Source organism: Protaetiibacter larvae, from assembly GCF_008365275.1.
Lineage (GTDB): Bacteria > Actinomycetota > Actinomycetes > Actinomycetales > Microbacteriaceae > Homoserinibacter > Homoserinibacter larvae.
The window spans coordinates 2,352,660-2,370,070 of sequence record NZ_CP043504.1; the positions used below are offsets into that span (position 1 = coordinate 2,352,660).

General features: G+C 72.6%; 23 protein-coding genes and 1 pseudogene. 10 read left to right on the forward strand and 14 right to left on the reverse strand.

Translation table 11 applies throughout. The annotated features are described in order from the left end of the window. Window positions 1-20: 20 nt before the first annotated feature. Complete coding sequence (locus FLP23_RS11105; protein ID WP_246139977.1) at window positions 21-1,142, reverse strand: YlbL family protein; 1,122 nt, start codon at window positions 1,140-1,142, stop codon at window positions 21-23. 96 nt (window positions 1,143-1,238) lie between these two features. On the opposite strand from FLP23_RS11105, the gene FLP23_RS11110 reads away from it, so the two are divergent. Beyond that, the gene (locus FLP23_RS11110) at window positions 1,239-2,603 is read left to right on the forward strand and encodes a zinc-dependent metalloprotease (protein WP_149325917.1); all 1,365 of its coding nucleotides are present in this window, start codon (window positions 1,239-1,241) and stop codon (window positions 2,601-2,603) included. A 3-nt stretch (window positions 2,604-2,606) separates the two neighbouring features. Here the strand turns inward: FLP23_RS11110 and FLP23_RS11115 are convergent, their stop codons facing one another. Together FLP23_RS11115 and FLP23_RS11120 are read right to left on the reverse strand one after the other, a co-directional pair. Next, a complete protein-coding gene (locus tag FLP23_RS11115; RefSeq protein ID WP_168200435.1) occupies window positions 2,607-3,101 on the reverse strand; it encodes a GNAT family N-acetyltransferase in 495 nt (164 codons plus the stop codon). Window positions 3,102-3,118: 17 nt separating this feature from the next. Next, entirely contained in the window at window positions 3,119-3,829 is a 711-nt protein-coding gene (locus FLP23_RS11120; protein WP_149325919.1) for a M23 family metallopeptidase, read from the reverse strand. Window positions 3,830-4,063: 234 nt separating this feature from the next. On the opposite strand from FLP23_RS11120, the gene FLP23_RS11125 reads away from it, so the two are divergent. Both FLP23_RS11125 and FLP23_RS11130 read left to right on the forward strand, forming a co-directional pair. Then, on the forward strand, window positions 4,064-4,285 hold the full coding sequence (locus FLP23_RS11125; protein WP_149325920.1) for a hypothetical protein: 222 nt from the start codon (window positions 4,064-4,066) through the stop codon (window positions 4,283-4,285). Between the two features lie 38 nt (window positions 4,286-4,323). Continuing rightward, window positions 4,324-5,430, forward strand: a pseudogene (locus tag FLP23_RS11130) (acyltransferase family protein); the annotation flags it as partial. A gap of 185 nt (window positions 5,431-5,615) precedes the next feature. Here FLP23_RS11130 and FLP23_RS11135 read toward each other — a convergent pair. Together FLP23_RS11135 and FLP23_RS11140 are read right to left on the reverse strand one after the other, a co-directional pair. Then, window positions 5,616-6,206 (reverse strand): hypothetical protein, encoded by a 591-nt coding sequence (locus tag FLP23_RS11135; protein WP_210413860.1) that lies wholly within the window; start codon window positions 6,204-6,206, stop codon window positions 5,616-5,618. A gap of 89 nt (window positions 6,207-6,295) precedes the next feature. Beyond that, a complete protein-coding gene (locus tag FLP23_RS11140; RefSeq protein ID WP_246139978.1) occupies window positions 6,296-7,801 on the reverse strand; it encodes a DUF7059 domain-containing protein in 1,506 nt (501 codons plus the stop codon). Between the two features lie 32 nt (window positions 7,802-7,833). Between FLP23_RS11140 and FLP23_RS11145 the strand changes: the two genes are divergently transcribed. Further along, window positions 7,834-8,328 (forward strand): FBP domain-containing protein, encoded by a 495-nt coding sequence (locus FLP23_RS11145; protein ID WP_149325923.1) that lies wholly within the window; start codon window positions 7,834-7,836, stop codon window positions 8,326-8,328. Window positions 8,329-8,341: 13 nt separating this feature from the next. On the opposite strand, the gene FLP23_RS12325 is transcribed toward FLP23_RS11145, so the two are convergent. The 6 genes from FLP23_RS12325 to FLP23_RS11170 form a co-directional block, all read right to left on the reverse strand. Then, on the reverse strand, window positions 8,342-8,515 hold the full coding sequence (locus tag FLP23_RS12325) for a hypothetical protein (protein ID WP_168200436.1): 174 nt from the start codon (window positions 8,513-8,515) through the stop codon (window positions 8,342-8,344). Window positions 8,516-8,583: 68 nt separating this feature from the next. Beyond that, window positions 8,584-8,928 carry a DUF202 domain-containing protein gene (locus tag FLP23_RS11150; RefSeq protein WP_246139979.1) on the reverse strand — a complete coding sequence of 115 codons (345 nt, stop codon included), beginning with the start codon at window positions 8,926-8,928 and terminating at the stop codon, window positions 8,584-8,586. Window positions 8,929-8,936: 8 nt separating this feature from the next. Continuing rightward, on the reverse strand, window positions 8,937-9,287 hold the full coding sequence (locus tag FLP23_RS11155) for a YidH family protein (protein WP_149325925.1): 351 nt from the start codon (window positions 9,285-9,287) through the stop codon (window positions 8,937-8,939). A gap of 36 nt (window positions 9,288-9,323) precedes the next feature. Continuing rightward, the gene (locus FLP23_RS11160; protein WP_149325926.1) at window positions 9,324-10,181 is read right to left on the reverse strand and encodes an NAD-dependent epimerase/dehydratase family protein; all 858 of its coding nucleotides are present in this window, start codon (window positions 10,179-10,181) and stop codon (window positions 9,324-9,326) included. A gap of 106 nt (window positions 10,182-10,287) precedes the next feature. Then, window positions 10,288-10,929 carry an NAD(P)-dependent oxidoreductase gene (locus tag FLP23_RS11165; RefSeq protein ID WP_149325927.1) on the reverse strand — a complete coding sequence of 214 codons (642 nt, stop codon included), beginning with the start codon at window positions 10,927-10,929 and terminating at the stop codon, window positions 10,288-10,290. 40 nt (window positions 10,930-10,969) lie between these two features. Next, window positions 10,970-11,161: a PspC domain-containing protein gene (locus FLP23_RS11170; RefSeq protein ID WP_149325928.1), complete on the reverse strand. Its 192-nt coding sequence runs from the start codon at window positions 11,159-11,161 to the stop codon at window positions 10,970-10,972. Between the two features lie 110 nt (window positions 11,162-11,271). Between FLP23_RS11170 and FLP23_RS11175 the strand changes: the two genes are divergently transcribed. The 3 genes from FLP23_RS11175 (at window position 11,272) to FLP23_RS11185 (ending at window position 13,223) form a co-directional block, all read left to right on the forward strand. Continuing rightward, window positions 11,272-12,300 (forward strand): NYN domain-containing protein, encoded by a 1,029-nt coding sequence (locus FLP23_RS11175; protein WP_149325929.1) that lies wholly within the window; start codon window positions 11,272-11,274, stop codon window positions 12,298-12,300. Continuing rightward, window positions 12,275-13,015, forward strand: coding sequence for an NADPH-dependent F420 reductase (locus FLP23_RS11180; RefSeq protein ID WP_246140128.1), 741 nt, complete (start codon window positions 12,275-12,277; stop codon window positions 13,013-13,015). The genes FLP23_RS11175 and FLP23_RS11180 overlap by 26 nt, the downstream gene beginning before the upstream one ends. Window positions 13,016-13,085: 70 nt before the next feature. After that, window positions 13,086-13,223 carry a hypothetical protein gene (locus FLP23_RS11185; RefSeq protein WP_342780000.1) on the forward strand — a complete coding sequence of 46 codons (138 nt, stop codon included), beginning with the start codon at window positions 13,086-13,088 and terminating at the stop codon, window positions 13,221-13,223. Here the strand turns inward: FLP23_RS11185 and FLP23_RS11190 are convergent. After that, window positions 13,207-13,839: a GyrI-like domain-containing protein gene (locus FLP23_RS11190; protein ID WP_149325931.1), complete on the reverse strand. Its 633-nt coding sequence runs from the start codon at window positions 13,837-13,839 to the stop codon at window positions 13,207-13,209. The genes FLP23_RS11185 and FLP23_RS11190 overlap by 17 nt on opposite strands. Window positions 13,840-13,849: 10 nt before the next feature. Next, window positions 13,850-14,608 carry a YciI family protein gene (locus FLP23_RS12585; RefSeq protein WP_342780001.1) on the reverse strand — a complete coding sequence of 253 codons (759 nt, stop codon included), beginning with the start codon at window positions 14,606-14,608 and terminating at the stop codon, window positions 13,850-13,852. A 163-nt stretch (window positions 14,609-14,771) separates the two neighbouring features. On the opposite strand from FLP23_RS12585, the gene FLP23_RS11200 reads away from it, so the two are divergent. From FLP23_RS11200 to FLP23_RS11210, 3 genes are read left to right on the forward strand one after another with little or no spacing between them, the layout of a single operon-like run. Continuing rightward, window positions 14,772-15,035, forward strand: a complete 264-nt coding sequence (locus FLP23_RS11200; RefSeq protein WP_149325932.1) for a type II toxin-antitoxin system prevent-host-death family antitoxin — start codon at window positions 14,772-14,774, stop codon at window positions 15,033-15,035. Then, window positions 15,032-15,298, forward strand: a complete 267-nt coding sequence (locus tag FLP23_RS11205) for a type II toxin-antitoxin system RelE family toxin (protein ID WP_149325933.1) — start codon at window positions 15,032-15,034, stop codon at window positions 15,296-15,298. Before FLP23_RS11200 ends, FLP23_RS11205 begins: the two co-directional genes overlap by 4 nt. Window positions 15,299-15,332: 34 nt before the next feature. After that, complete coding sequence (locus FLP23_RS11210) at window positions 15,333-15,878, forward strand: GNAT family N-acetyltransferase (protein WP_246139980.1); 546 nt, start codon at window positions 15,333-15,335, stop codon at window positions 15,876-15,878. 9 nt (window positions 15,879-15,887) lie between these two features. Here the strand turns inward: FLP23_RS11210 and gatB are convergent, their stop codons facing one another. Continuing rightward, window positions 15,888-17,405, reverse strand: a complete 1,518-nt coding sequence (gene gatB, locus FLP23_RS11215) for an Asp-tRNA(Asn)/Glu-tRNA(Gln) amidotransferase subunit GatB (protein ID WP_149325934.1) — start codon at window positions 17,403-17,405, stop codon at window positions 15,888-15,890. Window positions 17,406-17,411 lie beyond the last annotated feature (6 nt).

A 17,411-nucleotide genomic window follows, 5' to 3' on the forward strand; every position in this document is an offset into this window, starting at 1 on the left:
GGGAGCGGGCTGGGCGGAGCTCAGGAGTCGCAGCTCGGGAATGCGCTCGTCGATGCGCCCGAGCCGATCGCGGACACGACGTCGATCGCCTCGGCGAGGGTCGACACGGCGAACACCGTCAGCCCGTCCGGCACGTGTCCCGCGACCGCGTCGCAGTTCGCCTCCGGCGCGAGGAACCACTCCGCCCCCGCCGCACGGGCGCCGAACATCTTCTGCCGGATTCCGCCGATCGCGCCGACCGCGCCCGCCGAGTCGATCGTCCCGGTGCCGGCGATGTGCGCGCCGCCCGGCAGGGCGCCGGGGGTGAGCTTGTCGTAGATGCCGAGGGCGAACATCATGCCGGCGCTCGGACCGCCGACATCCTGCAGCTGGATGTCGACCCGGAACGGGAACTCGAAGCTCAGGCCGGGGACGATGCCGACGACCGGGGTCGGGTCGGTGGCGCTGCGCGCCTCGGGGGTCACGGTCACGGTGCGGGCGTCACCCGCCCGGCGGATGCCGAACTCGAGCGGGTTGCCGATGCCGGCCTTCTGGATGGCGGCCCGCAGCTGCGTGTCGTTCCCGACCTGGGCGCCGCCGACGGTGAGCACCTCGTCGCCCGCCTCGAGCACGCCGTCGGCCGGCGAGCCGGCCGAGACCGAGTCGATGGTCACCGTCTGCTCGAAGTCGATCCCGAGCTCGCCGAGGGCGGCCGCGACGGCCGACTGCTGGGAGAGCTGCATGTCGTGCGTGCTCTGCTCGTCGGCCTCCTCCTGGGTCTGCCCGTCGGGGAACACGGCGTCGACCGGCAGCAGCGCGCGCTGCGGGTTGAACCAGGCGGCGATCACGTCGAACCAGTCGAGCGGCCGCTCCCGCGATCCGTCGAGGAACACCGTGAGCAGGTCGAGCCGACCCTCGGTCGGGAAGGTGTCGGCTCCGTCGATCGAGATCACGGGCACCTCGTCGCCGTCCACCTGGGTCGTGCCGAGGGTGTCGTAGACGGGACCCGGACGTTCGACGACGTACGGCGTCGGCGAGATCGCGAGGAGAAGCGCGGCGAGCACGGCGAGGAAGACGAGCGCCTGGCCGATGAGCTGCGTGCGCGCGCCGCGCTGCGGCTCGTCGCGCTGCGGCTCGTCGCCGTCGGCAGGGAACAACGTCACGAGCTCCTCCGTGTTCGCTGCGGGCGCAGCCTGGACGGGGCCAGCCTAGGCGAAAACCCGGGTGGCTCCCGGGGAGCGGGGACTAGCGTGGATCGCATGGCTGACGACCCGCGCGACCCGGCGCGTGATGGATCCGGCGACGACCCGGGCGAGGAGTTCCGCGACATGCTGCGCGATTTCCTCTCCGGCAACGCCGACCTCGACCCCGCCCAGCTCGCGAGCGCGGCGGGGCTCCCCAACGACCCGGAGCTCGTGTCGCGCCTCATCGGCCAACTGCAGCAGGCCTTGCAGTACTCGGGCGACGGCATCAACTGGGGTCTCGCGCGCGAGCAGGCCGCCGCCCTCGCCGCGCGGTCCGCGGTCGCCTCCACGCCGGCCGAGGTGTCGGCGCTCGAGCAGGCGTTGCATGTGGCGGCGCTGTGGCTCGACGAGGCCACCGGCATCGCGGCGCTCACCGCGGAGCCCGCCCTGCTCACCCGCGCCGGGTGGGCCGAGGCGACGATGCCCGTGTGGACGCAGCTCGCCGAGCCGGTCGCCACCTCGATCGCGACCGCGCTCACGCGCGTGCTCGAAGAGCAGGCGCCCGAGGAGCTCACGAGCATGATCGGAGATGCGGGGCGCCTCATGCGCAACGTGGGCGGCACCCTGTTCGCGATGCAGCTCGGCCAGGTGGTGGGGCAGCTCGCGCAGGAGGTCGTCTCGGGCGGTGACGTCGGCATCCCGCTGCTGGACGGCGAGAACCGCCAGGCGGCGCTCGTGCCGCAGAACGTGGACGGCTTCGCGAAGGGCCTCGAGATCCCGATCGAGGAGGTGCGGCTGTACCTCGCGGTGCGCGAGCTCGCGCATGCCCGGCTGTTCCGGCACGCGAAGTGGCTGCGGCTGCACCTGCTCACCCAGATCACCGACTACGCGCGCGGCATCCGCATCGACACCGGCCCCCTCGAGGAGCTCGCGGCCGACTTCGACCCGCAGAACCCCGAGGCCCTGCGTGAGGCGATGACGAGCGGCAAGCTCATCCCCCCGAAGACCGAGGAGCAGCTGGCCGCGCTCGGGCGACTCGAGACCATGCTCGCGCTCGTCGAGGGCTGGGTCGATGTCGTCACCGCACAGGCGACCACGCGCCTGCCGAAGTCGGCGGCGATCGCCGAGACCGTGAAGCGCCGTCGCGCAGCGGGCGGTCCCGCCGAGTCGGCGTTCGCGAGCCTCGTGGGCCTCGAGCTGCGCCCCCGGAGGCTGCGCGAGGCGGCCGCGATGTGGCAGGCCGTGAGCGATGCCGTGGGCGCCGAGCAGCGTGACGCGCTCTGGGCGCATCCCGACATCGTGCCCGGTGACGTCGACATCGCCGACCCGGCCGCGCTCATCGCGCGGCTCACGGCGGGCGAGCCGGAGCCCGACGACGTCGACCGGGCGCTGCAGGAGCTGCTCGACGACGAGTCCGGGGAGCGCCCGCACGAGGCGTAGCGGCTACACCTCGGCGGCGAGCAACGCCACCACGAAGGCGCCGCCCTTGGTCGACTGCCGGCCCAGCTCCCGGAAGCCGAGCGTCGCGTGGAAGGCGAGGGATCCCGGGTTCGGCGGCTGCACGTTGACCTCGCAGGTCACCTCCGACGCACCGCGCGCCCGCGCCGCCTCGAAGACGTGTGCGTACAGTGCGCGGCCGACCCCCGTGCCCCGGGCGCCTTCGGCGAGCACGATGCGATCGATGTAGAGGAAGTCCTCGGAGCGGTCGCTGAAGTAGCGGTAGTTCTCGCTCGCGTAGTCCCGCCCCGGCGCCATCGCGAGCAGGAAGCCGATCGGCTCGCCGCCCCGCTCGGCCACGAGCGCGAGCTCGCTGTGGTCCACCAGCTCGGCGAACTCCGCGATCGGCGTGATCGGCACGGCGGGGTAGGCGGCGTCGTTGATCGCGACGAGCGCCGGGATCTCGGAACGCTCGAGCGGACGGATCACGACGGCGGGCACCACGTCAGGCTAGCGGCTCACTCACCCCAGGCCTGGGTCACGTGGGCACGCATCCAGGCGAGCGGGTCGATGGGCGAGCCCCCCGAGAGGATCGCGAAGTGCAGGTGCGGGCCCGAGGTGGGTCCCGTGTTGCCGGCGAGACCGATGGTCTGCCCGCGGACCACCTGGGTGCCGACCGGGAGGCCCGATCGCGCCACGAGGTGCCCGTAGACGCTGTCGATCGTCACCCCGTCGACGACGTGGCGGACGACGACGTAGCTGCCGAGCTCCGACAGCGGCAGCGCGACGACGACGCCATCCGCGATGGCGGCGACCGGCGCACCGTAGCCGGGCGTGAAGTCCATGCCCGCGTGGAAGGTGGAGCAGCCCGCACACGGCGCGGCGCGCCTGCCGAAGTAGCTCGAGATGTGCGTCGACGGGTCGACGGGCCACTGCACAGGCGTGAACAGGCTCACGCTGAAGTCGTCGCGCGCGGTTGTGAACGGCTCGGTGAAGGGCGAGGCCACCAGTCGGGAGTCGATCGCGAGCGCCTGGCTGCCGATCGGGGATGCGGGGGCCGCGGCGGGTGCGGCGGCGGCGGGCAGATCGTGCACGACGACGAGCATCATGCTCAGCGCGACGGTCGCGATGACGAGCGCGCGACGACTGATCCGTCGGAAGCCGACGAGCGCGATGGCATGCAGCTGGTGGTCGCGCGCGGAGGAGGGCGCAGACGAGGTGTGGGGCACGAGAACGGGGCTTTCGGATGAGGTCCCGCTGTGGTCCGGGCTTCCTCCACGGTGCCCGACGGCCCTGGGAGAAGCCTGGCATCCGCCTCCGCAACCCGTGGGAGCGCTCCCGCAGACGTCGGGCCGCGTCACATTCGGCGAACTCCCGACTTCCTCCCTTGCCGTGCGCAGACTGACGTCGTGTAATGGGAGTTGTCCCCCGAACGCGGGAGAATTCGAGAAGGGACGAAACGCATGCACCTCACGATCGAATCGCCGACGACGATCGCCGTGCTGGACGTCGAACGAGTGCTCGACGACGTGCACCGGGTGCGTACCGGGAAGCGGGTGCTCGGGTACGTGCTCGAGACCGGGGCGGTCTACGTGACGCTCCGGGGCGACATCTTCAACACCTCCGTCGAGATCGCGCAGTCGCAGGATCTCGACTCGGCCGTCCGCATCCTCGCCGCCGACTGAGCACCGCCCCGGGCGCCGCGCGCGTCCGGGGCATGCTCATGTCGGGGCGCCGTTACAGTGTGCAGGTGACGACGGCGCACCCAGGCGATCAGGCGACTCCCTGCGTCGACCTCGCACGCCGCGACCTGACCCTCGACCTCGCACGGGTGTTCTGCGTGCTGCTCGTGGTGCTCGTCCACCTGCTGTTCGTGGGGGTCGGTCCGGATGGTGCGGGCGGCATCGCGATCGCGCGGCCGCTCGAAGAGCAGCCGTGGTTCGCGGCGGCCACCTGGGCGGGTCAGATCATGCCGCTGTTCTTCGTGGTGGGCGGCTTCGCCACCCTCACGGCCCTCCGCAGCAGGCGACGGCGCTACGCGGATGCCACCGCCGCGGCGCGGGCCTTCGCCCAGGAGCGCGTGCTGCGGCTCGCCCGGCCGGCGGTCGCCCTCTTCGCAGTGCTCGCCACCGCGTTGCTGGGAGCGACGGCGCTGGGGATCGACGCGGGGCTGCTCGACGCCGTCGCGGTGGGCATCGGCAGTCCGCTGTGGTTCCTGTGCGCATACCTCATCTGCCAGCTGCTCGCCCCGGCCCTCGTCGCACTGCACGAGCGCGCACCCCGCAGCACCCTCGTCGCGCTCGTCGCGGGCGCCATCGCGGTGGACGTGGTGCAGTTCGGCACGGGCATCGAACTGCTCGGCTACCTCAACCTGCTGTTCGTGTGGCCTCTCGTGCAGCAATTCGGCTTCTGGTACGCCGACGGCTGGTTCGCGCGGCGCCGCTGGTGGCAGCTCCTCGCGATCGCGGCGGTGTGCTGGGCGAGTCTCGTGCCGCTGACGGTGTGGGGACCGTACTCCGACGACATGCTCACCAACCTCAACCCGCCGACGCTCCCCCTCGTGGCCCTCGGACTCGGGCAGGCCGCCGTGCTGCAGCTGCTGAAGCGGCCGCTCGACGCGCTCATGCGCACACGCGCCGCCCGCGGGGTGGTCGTCACGATCGGATCGCGATTGATGACCGTGTACCTCTGGCATCTGCCGATCATCGTCGCGCTCGGCGGCCTCGGGCTGCTCGTCCCGGGCGCCGCCCCCGCCCCCGGCGGTGCGGTCTGGTGGGCCACCCGCCCGCTCGTCTACCTGCTGGTGCTGGGGATCGTGCTCGCGCTCTCGCTGCTGCTGGGCAGGCTCGAGGCGACGCGCCCGATCGGGCGGCCTGCGGCCCTCCCGGCGCTCGCGGCCGCGGCGGTGCTCACGATCGTGCCGACCTTCCTCATCACGGCCGAGGGGCTCGACGCACCCCTCGCCGTCGCCGCGGCGCTCGGTTTCGGCATCGCGCTCGCGCTCATGTCGGCGGGTCAGAACCCGAAGTCGCCGCCGAACTCGCCGCCGCCGAACTCGATCGCGTCGAAGCCGCCCGCCGCGTCGACGGAGCCCGCCGCATCCGCGGAGTCGGTCGCACCGGCGTCGCCCGAGTCGGCGGTGTCGTAGGCCGCATCCCAGGGCAGGAATGCGCTCATGAGCGCCGAGCCCACGACGTACCCCGCGACCGTGCCGAGCATCGAGCTCGCGAGCAGGGAGCCGAAGCTCGGACCGCCGGGGGTGAGACCTGCGGTGCCGCCGGAGAGCGAACGCTCGAGGGACCCGGGGGCGCGCAGCTCGGCGCGCGTCGCCGCGCGCGCGAGGGTGCTGGGCTCACTCGACAGCGGGCGCTCGCCCGTTCCGGCGCCGCGACTGAGGTCTTCGTAGATGAGGGCGCGCTGGCTGTCGGTCAGCCGCGCGAACGCCTCGGCATGCACCTGCTCGATCGTCTCGGGCGGTGCCGTGCGCAGCAGGTAGCGGTAGCGCTCGAGCGCCCGCGCATCGTCACCACGCGATCCCGACTCCGCCGACATCGCAGGACGTCGCTGCGGCTCCTGGGTGCCGAACAGCCGATCGAGAAAACCCATGCCTGCCTCCGGACGTCACGCTACGGGCGCGGGCTGGACGACGCCTGTGATGCCGCTGGCAGCGACCTCAGCGCCGTCCCCGCGCCGCGTCAGCCGACGGGCGCGAGGATGCCGTCGATGACGAGCTCCCGCACCTCGGCGACGAGCGCGATGCGCAGGGCTTCGGCATCCGTGTCCAGCAGTTGCGCCACCGCATCGAGGATGACACCGAGCGGCAGCTCACCGTCGCAGGCGCCGACGACGGCCGCCAGAGCAGGATCCACGCGCAGCTCACGGCGCAGTCCGCCCCCCTGACGCAGCACGATGACCGAGGGGTCCGCCTCGCCGGGCCAGTGCGAGCGCTCCTCGGTGACGTCCCCGGCGACCCGCAGCCGCACCGCGAGCAACCGGGCGTCGTCGAGTGCCGCGACCGCGTCGTGCGCCGCGAGCGCCGCCGCCAGGTGCGCCCCGATGCCGCTCACGCCGTCGAGCGGGGCATCCGCCCGCTCCGCGCGCCGGAAGCCCGGAGCCCCGTGCGGGCGGCGCAGCACGAGATAGCCGAACCCGACCTCCTCGACCCCGCGGCGTGCGAAGTCGTCGAGCCAGGCACCGCACAGCCGCTCGAACTCGGGCGTGCCCGGGCGGGTGCCGCCGTCGCGGATCCAGGTCTCGGCGTAGCGCGGCGCATCGAGCCGATCGCGCTCGATGATCCAGGCCTCGAGCCCCGCCGCATCCGCCCAGCGAGCCGAGCCTTCGAGACCATCGGCGCCCGCCGCGTACTCCCAGTTGCCGAGCAGTTGCGCCGTGCCCCCGGGGACGAGGTGCTCGGCCGCGCCTGCGACGACGGCCGCGACGAGCGCATCCCCCTCGCGCCCGCCGTCCCGGTACTCGTAGGCGGGCACCTCGGGGGTGCGTGGGGTGATGACGAAAGGCGGGTTCGACACGATGCGGTCGAAGCGCTCGCCCGCGACGGGCTCGTAGAGGTCGCCACGGCGGAACTCGATGCCGTCGACCCCGTTGAGGGCGGCGTTGAGGCGCGCGTACCGGAGCGCGCGCTCCGAGATGTCGGTGGCGACGACCCGCTCGGCGAAGCGACGGGCATGCAGCGCCTGGATGCCGCAGCCCGTGCCGAGGTCGAGAACCGACGCCACGGGCTCGGGGAACTGGAGGCCCGCGAGCGTCGTCGAGGCGCCCCCGACGCCCAGCACGTGATCGGTGCGCAGGGCGCCGCCGGTGGCGAGCTCGCCGAGGTCGGAGGCGACCCACCACTCCCCCGCACCGTGCAGGTCGACGAAGGCGTACGGCCGCAGATCCACGAGCGGACGGATGCGGCCCGCGGTCTCGGCGAGCAGCCCCAGCTCGGCGGCGCCCGCGAGACCGAGCCTCGGCAGCGCGGCCGCGGCGGCATCCGGTTCGACGAGCTCGCCGAGCACGAACAGTCGCGCGAGCGCCGCGGCCGGAGCGTCGGACGCGGCGAGCGCCCGGGCGGCGGGCACCCGGTTGCCGCGGCGCAGCGCGGCCTCGGCGGCCGCGCCCCAGAGCGCGTCGAGGTGGTCGACGCGGAAGCGCGCGGCCGTCAGGTCCGCACGCAGGCGCGCGGCGAGTTCGAGATCCACCCGCCCATTCAACCGGACTACCCTGGCACGAGATGCTTCCTCTGACCGCCGCCGAGATCCGCGAGAGCTTCGTGAACGCGGGTTCGATCGATCCCGGGCGCATCCCGCTGCCCGGACTGCACGAGGTGGTGTGGGAGGATCGCGAGTTCCTCGGCTGGCGGGACGGTTCGACCGCGCACCGCGGCTACCTCGTGTACTGGCGCGACGACGCACCCCTCGGCATCGTGCTGCGGGCGGCCGAGACGCGGCTCGCCGGCGGCTCGGCGATGTGCTCGCTGTGCCAGATCGCGCAGCCGGCCGGTCAGGTGCGGTTGTTCACCGCCCTGCGGGCGGGCGGCGCCGGCGACGCGGGCGACAGCGTCGGCACCTACATCTGCTCGGATCTCGGGTGCCCGCACCTCATCCGCATCGCACCGCACGGCAGCCCGTGGGACCCGAACCCGGAGTCGGTCATCGCGACCCGCGCCGGCGGCTTGGTGCGCCGGCTCGACGCGTTCACGGCGAAGGTGCTAGCGCCGCGCGAATGACGCGCGGCGAGGTTCAGTCGAACTTCTCGAGCAGGTGGAACGGGATCACGAAGGCGATCGAGGCGAGCAGGATGCCGCCGAAGAACACGGCCGCCGCCGTGAGGCCCTCGAAGGTGGACGCGTAGCCGAACGCCAGGAACGAGGCGAGGAAGAGCACGAGCGACACGAGGAAGATGACGACCTTCATGCCGCCACCCTACCGGTGCGGCCGCGGGTCGTGACATCGGGGCGCGGCATCCGCGCGGAGCATCCGGCTCACCGCGCACCGAGGGCGAGCACGACCACGAGCGCCGCGCCCGCGAATCCCACGAGCACCGCGGATGCCGCGACGAGCGCGAGCGCCGCGCCGGCCGCGGGAAGCGGCGCGCGCCGGGCGTCCGCCGCCGCGAACCCCGCCGTCACGCGACGATAGCGCCGTTGCGCGGCCACGAGCGCGAACACCGCGGCGAGCACGCCGACGGCGCTCAGCACCCCCGCGAACGGCCCGAGCTCGACCGCGAGCCACCGGGTCGCGACCGCCGACGCCGCGACCAGGGCGAGCGCCGTGCGCCGCCAGGCCAGCAGCGTCCGCTCGGGCTGCAGCCCGGGATCACGCGCCACCGAGCCGCTCACACCGCGACGCCCACCACGATGAGCGCGACCGCGACCACGATGCCCACCACGAGCACGAGCCCGATCGCCGGGCTCGGAAGCGCCTCGTCGCGCCGCAACGCGCGCTCGGTGCCGGTCCACCCCACCCAGCCCCGCACCGCCGCGAGCACGCCGAGCGCCGCGAAGACGAGGGCCGCCGCGAGCCGCCATCCCGGCTGCCCCACCTGCAGCACCTCGAGCGCGACCCCCGCCGCCACGAGCGCGAGCGAGGTGCGGATCCAGGCGAGGAAGGTGCGCTCATTGGCGAGACTGAACCGGGGATCCGGCTCCTCGCCGAGCTCGTACACGGACCGCGGGAACCTCGACATGGCGGGAGGATACCGTGGGCGGGGAAACGGCCGGGGTCAGCCCGCGGCCACCGCCCGCCCGCGCAGCTCCTCCAGGAGGCTCGGGCGACGCGGCTCCCAGCCGAGCACCTCGCGAGCCTTCGCGCCGCGCGCCTGCTGATCCAGCAGCAGGGCGTCCGCGAATCCCTCCCCGAGTCGGGCGCGGGAGGCGTCGACCGTCTCGGCCCGCACCGTGCCGTCCGGTCCGGCGACGGCCTCCGCGAGCTCGCGCACCGTCGGGTTCACCCCGGACACCCCGATGAACTCGCCCGCGGCGCGCTGCTCGAGGGCGAGCACATACAGCTCGGCGAGGTCGTCGACGTGCACCGTCGTCCAGTGCTGGCTGCCGTCGCCCACGAGCGGCACGACGCCGTCGCTGTCGCGGGCATCCGCGATGACGCCCACCGGGATGCCGCGGCCGTGCCCGTACACGATGCCGGGCGAGATCACCGCGGCGGCCACGGGCGCGCTCAGCACGCGCTCATGCCGCGCCAGCCGCCATGCGGTGAGGGCGGGCGGATCGCCCGGATCGTCCTCCCGGATGTCGTCGCCCGCACCCCAGGTCCAGACACCGCCGGTGTGCAGGTAGGGGCGATCGGTGCCCGAGAACGCGGCGATCACGGCGTCGAGGACGGCGTCGTCGCCCTCGGGACCGAGATCGGCGAGATGGATGGCGGCATCCGCATCCACGAGCAGCGCACCGAGCCACTCGCGATCCGTGAGCTCCCCCGCCGCCGGCTCGGCACCGGCCGCGCGAACCGCCTCCGCGGCGGCGTCACTGCGCACCACCGCGACCACCTCGTGGCCGCGCGCGACGAGACGCCGCAGCACCGCCGATCCGATGTATCCCGTGCCGCCGGTCAGCACCACGCTCATGTCGCCCTCCGATCGATGCGCCCGGACGGTCCAGCGCCGAGCGCGCAACCGTTATTCCTCAGCACAGACGCCCGGCGACCGGCTGCCGACGGTCCAGAGGGTGAGGTCAGTACCCGACCGTGAACCGCGTCGCGTGATGGGTGGGCGTCTCCAACTCGTCGAGGAACGCGATCGCGTAGTCCTCGCCGCCGATCGTGGAGGTGCCGTCGGCGCCCACCACGAGCTCGTCGCCGCCCACACGGTAGCTCCCGCGACGCTCGCCGGGCAGGTACGAGCCGTAGTGCTCGGGCGGGCTGAGGAAGAACCAGTCGACCGTGCCGTCCGTCTCGCGCAGGGCCACCAGCACGTCGATGAGCGCCTGCGCGGCGGGCTTCCACTCCTCCGGGAAGTCGCCGTCGATGAGTCGCGGGCCACCCGGCTCCCGGCTCAGCGAGCTCGCTCCGCCGACCACGCCGAGCCGCGCGCCGTTGGCCTCCGCGGCATCCAGCAGCGCGGGCACGGCATCGACGATGCGGTTGCCGTCCGAGTCGATCGGCTGCACAGCGACCACGATCGCGTCGACACCGTCGGCGAGGGCCGCCACGGTGTCCGCGTCGTGGATGTTGCCCGCGACCGCGACGGCACCCTCCGGGATCGCCGCGTCGCCGAGGCTGCGGGAGACGCCGAGCACCTCATGCCCGCGGGCGAGCGCCTCGCGCGCCAGATGGGTGCCGGTGTAGCCCGTGATGCCGAAGAGGAGGATGCGCATGCATCAACGATAGGCGGGCGGCGGCCTGTCGCGCCGGGTGCTACTCGGACGGGACGACGACCCAGAGCACCAGATAGACGATGAGCGCGGCGCCCGTGAGCAGCGCCGCGACGACCGTCAGCACGCGCACGAGCGCGACATCCCAGCCGAAGCGGCGCGCGACCGCCGCGCACACCCCGCCGAAGACGCGGTTCGAACGGGGGCGGATCAGGGGTCCGGGCGTTGCGCTCATGCCCCCATCCTCCTCCCGCCCGACGCGCCACGGCATCCGGGAAACCCCCGAATCCCGCCGGACGCGACCTCGCCGACGATAGGGTCGAGGCGAACCCAGGGAGGCCCCGCATGCCGGAGCTCACGGACACCGACCGCGTCGCCGTCTACATCGACTTCGACAACATCGTCATCTCGCGCTACGACCAGTTGCACGGCGACGGCGCCTGGCGCAAAGACAACGCGCGGGACGCCCGCAACGAGATCGCCCCCAAGCTCACCGCGGCCCGGATCGACGTGGGTGCGATCCTCGATTTCGCCTCGTCGTTCGGCACGGTGGCCATCACACGCGCCTACGCCGACTGGTCGGTTCCGGCGAACGCCTCCTACAAGGGGCAGCTGGTCGACCGCGCGATCGACCTCACCCAGCTGTTCCCGGCGTCCGGCACCAAGAACGGCGCCGACATCCGGCTCTCGGTCGACGTGCTCGAGGACCTCTTCCGCCTGCCCGACATCACGCACGTCGTCATCGTCGCGGGCGACTCGGACTACATCGCCCTCGCCCAGCGCTGCAAGCGCCTCGGGCGCGTGGTCGTGGGCATCGGGGTGGCGGGCGGCACCGCCAAGGCGCTCATCTCCGCGTGCGACGAGTTCGAGAGCTACGACGGGCTGCCCGGCGTCGAGGCCGCGCCCTCGCGCCCGACGCGTGGCGGCGCGAAAGCGGCCGCCGCCGCCCCGCCGGCGGAGGTCGCTCCCGTGGATGCCGCGCCCGTGGATGCCGCGCCCGCCGCGAAGCGCGCACCCGCGACCAAGAGGCCGGCCGTCGCCGCGAAGCCCACGATCGTCGCGCCGCTCGCGACCGATCCGTTCATCTCGCCCACCGACGGCGCCGACGGCACGGTGAGCGACCGCGAGGCCACCCGGCTGCTCGTGCGGGCCCTCGAGTTCGCCCACGCCAAGAACGAGGACGCCGAATGGCTCAACGCCTCCGGCGTGAAGTCGCAGATCAAACGGCTCAACCCCTCGTTCAACGAGAAGACGCTCGGGTTCTCGAGCTTCACCGACTTCGTGCGCTCGCGCGGCAACCTCGCCGAGGTGCAGGTCGACGGGCAGCACCGCCGCATCCGGCTGCGCGATCGCGCAGCGAAGACGGGCGAGTAGCGAGCGCGACGAGGCCCACCGGGGGAATGCTCCGGCGCGCGACGACGTTGCGCTGAGCATGACGACGATCGGGATCATCGGGGCAGGGAACATCGGATCGCAGCTCGCGCGCGCGTTCACCGGGATCGGATACGAGGTGGTGATCGCGAACTCCCGCGGTCCCGAAACGCTCGCCGAGCTGGTGGCCGAGCTCGGGCCGTCGGCGCGGGCGGCGACGCCCGTCGAGGCCGCGCAGCTGGCGGACGTCGCGGTCGTGACGGTGCCCTTGCGCGCGTACCCCGACGTCCCCGTCGAACCGCTCGACGGCAAGATCGTGCTCGACACGAACAACTACTACTGGGAGCGCGACGGTCACATCCCGCGCCTCGACGCCGGTGAGGCGACCGTGTCGGGCCTGCTGCAGGAGCACCTGCCGGGCTCGAAGGTCGTGAAGGCCTTCAACCACATCATGGCCGCCGAGATCACCACCACCGGGCTTCCCGCCGGCACGCCCGGCCGACGGGCGCTCGCCGTCTCGAGCGACTTCCCCGAGGCCGCGGCGTTCGTCACCGAGCTGTACGACCGGCTCGGCTTCGACGCCGTCGATGTCTCGCCGTTGTCCGAGTCGTGGCGGGTCGAGCGCGATCGGCCCGCCTACGTGGTGCGGCAGGATCGCGAGCAGCTGATCGCCAACCTCGCCGCCGGGTTCCGCGTGCGGCCCGGCGACCAGGTCTAGTCCCGCCGCAGCATCCGGGCGGCCGCCTGGCTGCGCGGGCAACCGGGTGTGTGTCTGCCGCGAGCACGGCGTGCCCTACACCCAGACCGGGCTGTTCGCGTCGTACGCGATCGTCATCCGCTACATCAACCGCGTCGGCCTCGGAGAGCGCGACGTGTTCACCTGCCCGCTCGTCGAGCAGCGGGCGATGCTCACCGCGGCGCGCTGAGCGGCCGCACCGGCTGGCGCAGGATGGTGCGGAGCTTCTCGGGGGCCGTCTTGCGCGGGTCGCTCAGGTAGATCTCGTGGTGCCGGCCGGTCGGCGTAAGGCCGTTCGCGGGCAGGAACTCGTGGTGCAGTCGCTCGAGCACCCCGGCCTCGTCGTCGAAGGACCCGAGGTGCAGGGTCTGCACGCAGCGGCCCTCCTCGAGGGTGTCGATCCGCACGTCGGCGAGGCGCGCGGGCGCCGCGGCCTTCGCGGCGACCTGGCCGATGGCGGCCTCGACGAGGTCGCCGTCGATCCACTCGGGCGTGAGGACGAGCAGCGTCCACTGCCAGCGCGACTTGTCCCGCCGGCTCGTGAAGGCATCCAGCTCGTCCGACCACCACAGGCCCTCGAGCGGCATGACCACGTAGTCGCGCCCGAGCTGCCTCTTGCTCGCGAACTTGAGCGCGTAGGCGACGGGAAACAGCGCCTCGACCGCCTCGCCGAACACGGCGGTGTTCGGGTCGCCCGCGCCGTCGATGGCGAGGTAGCGCTGCGGCGGCACGTCGAGGATGCGGAACTCACCCTGTTTCGCGCGGTAGGCATCGAGCTGCTTCTTGAGGTCGATCTTCTCGCTCACGGGCGGCACGCTACTCCGTGCCCGTGGGGGATTCGTCGCCGTCCATGGGCCACAGGGGGCGCAGCTCGATGGCGCCCATGCGCGTCATCGGGTGGTGCGAGGCATAGCCGATCGTCTGCTCGAAGGAGTCGCAGGCGAGCACGTCGAAGCCGCCCACGAGCTCGCGGGACTCGGCGAACGGCCCGTCGGAGACGAGCAGCTCGCCGCCGCGGCGCCGGATGAGGGTGGCGTCCTCGATCGGACGCAGCCGGCCGCCCGCGATCACGTAGCGGTCGCGCAGGTTCTCGGCATGCCACTCCTCGAACTCGGAGTCGGCGCTCGCATCCCACGGCTCACCGTCGGGGGTGTCGACCACGAACTGGAAGAACGTGGGCCGCCCCTGCGCGAACGCCACCTCGTCGACCACCGGATCGCCCTCGGCGGGCCCGTCGTCGAACGGCCACACCGGGCGCAGCTCGATGCGGCCGCCCTTGGCCATCGGATGCCGCGAGGCGTACTCGATGGCCTCGTCGAGATCCGAGACCCGCAGGATGTCGAAGCCCGCGATCCACTCGCGCGACTCGGCGAACGGCCCGTCGGAGACGATCACCTCGCCGCCGCGGCGCTTGACGACCTTCGCGGCCTCCGGCGGGCGGAAGCGCTCGCCGAGCAGCCGGATGCCGCGACGGTCGCCCTCTGCCACCCACTCCTCGATGGGCGTCACCGAGGTGTCGGCGGGGTCGTCGGGTTCGCCCTGGGGGTCGATCGCGACGAGCATCAGGTATTCCATGGTGTCCTCCTGTCGGAACGGTACGTGCAGGCGACGAACGGCGGAAGGGGAATCCGACACTCTCGCGTGCGCGCCGCGATCGGGGATCGGTACGCGTTCCGGCATCTCGGGTTGAGGTTGTGTACATAAGGACAAATATCGACATTTGTCGTATTATCGACACATGTCGACCCTCAATCGCTCCGTGACGACTCGCGCGCTGCGCGAGGACCTCGCCGATGTCGTCGGACGCGTGGTCTATGCGCGCGAGCGGATCGGGGTGACGCGGCACGGCAAGCTGGCGGCCGTCGTCATCGGCGTCGAAGACCTCGAACTGCTCGAATCGCTGGAAGACGCGCGCGACGCCGCCGAGTTCCGGGCAGCGCGCGAAGCCGACGACGGCGTCCGCGTCTCGCTCGACGAGTTGCGTGGTGAACTCGACGCGTGACCGTCTACACGGTCGAGTTCACCTCCGCCGCGGCGCGCGAACTGCGGAAACTCGATCCGCTCATCCGGCGGCGGGTGCTCGACGGCATCGCGGCCCTGCAGGGCGATCCGCGACCGCCGAACTCGACGAAACTCGTCGGCGCCGACAACGCCTGGCGCATCCGCGTCGGCGACTACCGCGTGCTCTACGAGGTCGCCGACGCACTCGTCCTCGTGACCGTCTTCAAGGTCGGCCACCGCCGCGAGGTGTACGAGGCGCGATGAACCTGATCCGTAGGATTCCGGCGCGAACCGCATCGTGGTGCGCCCGCCGACCCCCGACGACGTCGGGGCGATGGCGGACGTGCACGTGCGCTCGTGGCGCGAGACCTACCGCGGGATCATGCGCGACGCGGTGCTCGACGACCCCGAGCTGCTGCCCCGGCGCGAGCGGATGTGGCACGCCGCTCTGACGGATGAGCGGTATGCCGCGAACCGGATCGCGGTCGCCGAACTCGACGGCGCGCTCGTCGGAATCGCGATGTCCGGGCCGCCCGAGAAGGACGGTTCACCCTGGTCGCGACACCTCTACGTGCTCTACCTGCTCGCCGAGCACCACGGATCGGGCGCCGCCTCGCGCCTGCTCGACGCCGTCATCGAGCCCACCGCATCCGCGTCGCTGTGGGTCGCCGACCCGAACCCGCGGGCGCAGGCGTTCTACACGAAGCACGGATTCCGCGCGGATGGCGTCGTGCAGGTCGACGACGGCGTGCGCGAGATCCGGATGGTGCGGACGCCCGGCGACGGCGCGAGCTTCGTCGAGCGACTTCGCTCCGGCAGCCGGTTGGACGAGATCGCGCGGTGACGGCGGGTACTACCCCTGCGTCGCCCGCTCCAGCACGAGCTCGCGCACGCGGGCCGCATCCGCGGAGCCCTTCATCGCCTTCATGACCGCGCCGATCACAGCGCCGGCGGCCTGCACCTTGCCGTCGCGGATCTTCTCGAGCACGTCGGGCTGCGCGGCGAGCGCCTCATCGATCGCGGCGATGAGGGCGCCGTCATCCGACACCACCTTCAGCCCGCGGGCCTCGACGACCTGCGACGGCCGCCCCTCGCCCTCGATGACGCCCTCGAGCACCTGACGGGCGAGGCGGTCGGTGAGGTCGCCCGACTCGACGAGCGCGATGAGTTCCGACACGTCGAGCGGCGACACGAGCGACGCCGGCTCGGCCTCGCGGAGGTTGGCGATGCGGGCGATCTCGCCCGTCCACCACTTGCGGGCCTGGGCGGGTGCGGCGCCCGCGGCGACCGTGTCCTCGATCTCGACGAGCAGCCCGGCGTTCTTCACGTCTCGGAACTCGAGATCGGTGAAGCCCCACGCCTCCTGCAGCCGGCGGCGGCGCACGGCCGGCGCCTCGGGCAGGGCGGCGCGCAGCTGCTCGATGAGCTCCGGGCTCGGCTCGATCGGCAGCAGGTCGGGCTCCGGGAAGTAGCGGTAGTCGTCGGCATCCGACTTGGGGCGGCCCGGGGAGGTGGTGCCGGTGTCCTCGTGCCAGTGGCGGGTCTCCTGCGTGATCGTGCCGCCCGCGGCCAGGATCGCGGCCTGGCGCTGGATCTCGTAGCGCACCGCGCGCTCCACGGCGCGGAACGAGTTCACGTTCTTCGTCTCGGTGCGGGTACCGAGCTTCGTCTCGCCGCGCGGCCGCAGCGACACGTTCGCGTCGCAGCGCAGGTTGCCGCGCTCCATCCGGGCCTCCGAGATGCCGAGGGCGCGCACGATGTCGCGGATCGTCGACACGTACGCCTTCGCGACCTCGGGCGCGCGGTGCTCGGTGCCGTAGATCGGCTTCGTGACGATCTCGACGAGCGGCACGCCTGCCCGGTTGTAGTCGACGAGCGAGTATTCGGCGCCCTGGATGCGGCCCGTCGAGCCGCCCACGTGGGTGAGCTTGCCGGCGTCCTCCTCCATGTGGGCGCGCTCGATCGGCACCGTCACGAGGGTGCCGTCCTCGAGCTCCACCTCGACGGAGCCCTCGAAGGCGATCGGCTCGTCGTACTGGCTGATCTGGTAGTTCTTCGCGAGGTCGGGGTAGAAGTAGTTCTTCCGAGCGAAGCGGCTCGAGGGGGCGATCTGGCAGCCGAGCGCCAGCCCGAGCGAGATCGAGTACTCGATGGCCTTCTCGTTCACCACCGGGAGGCTGCCGGGCAGCCCCAGACACAGCGGGGTGATCTGCGTGTTCGGGCCTGCCCCGAAGCCGCCGGGAGCGGCCGGATTGGGGGCGTCGCTGAACATCTTGGTGGCGGTCGAGAGTTCGACGTGCACCTCGAATCCGAGCACCGGCTCGAACAGCTCGAGCGCCTTGTCGAAGTCCATGAGGTCGGGCTTGGCCATGTCGCG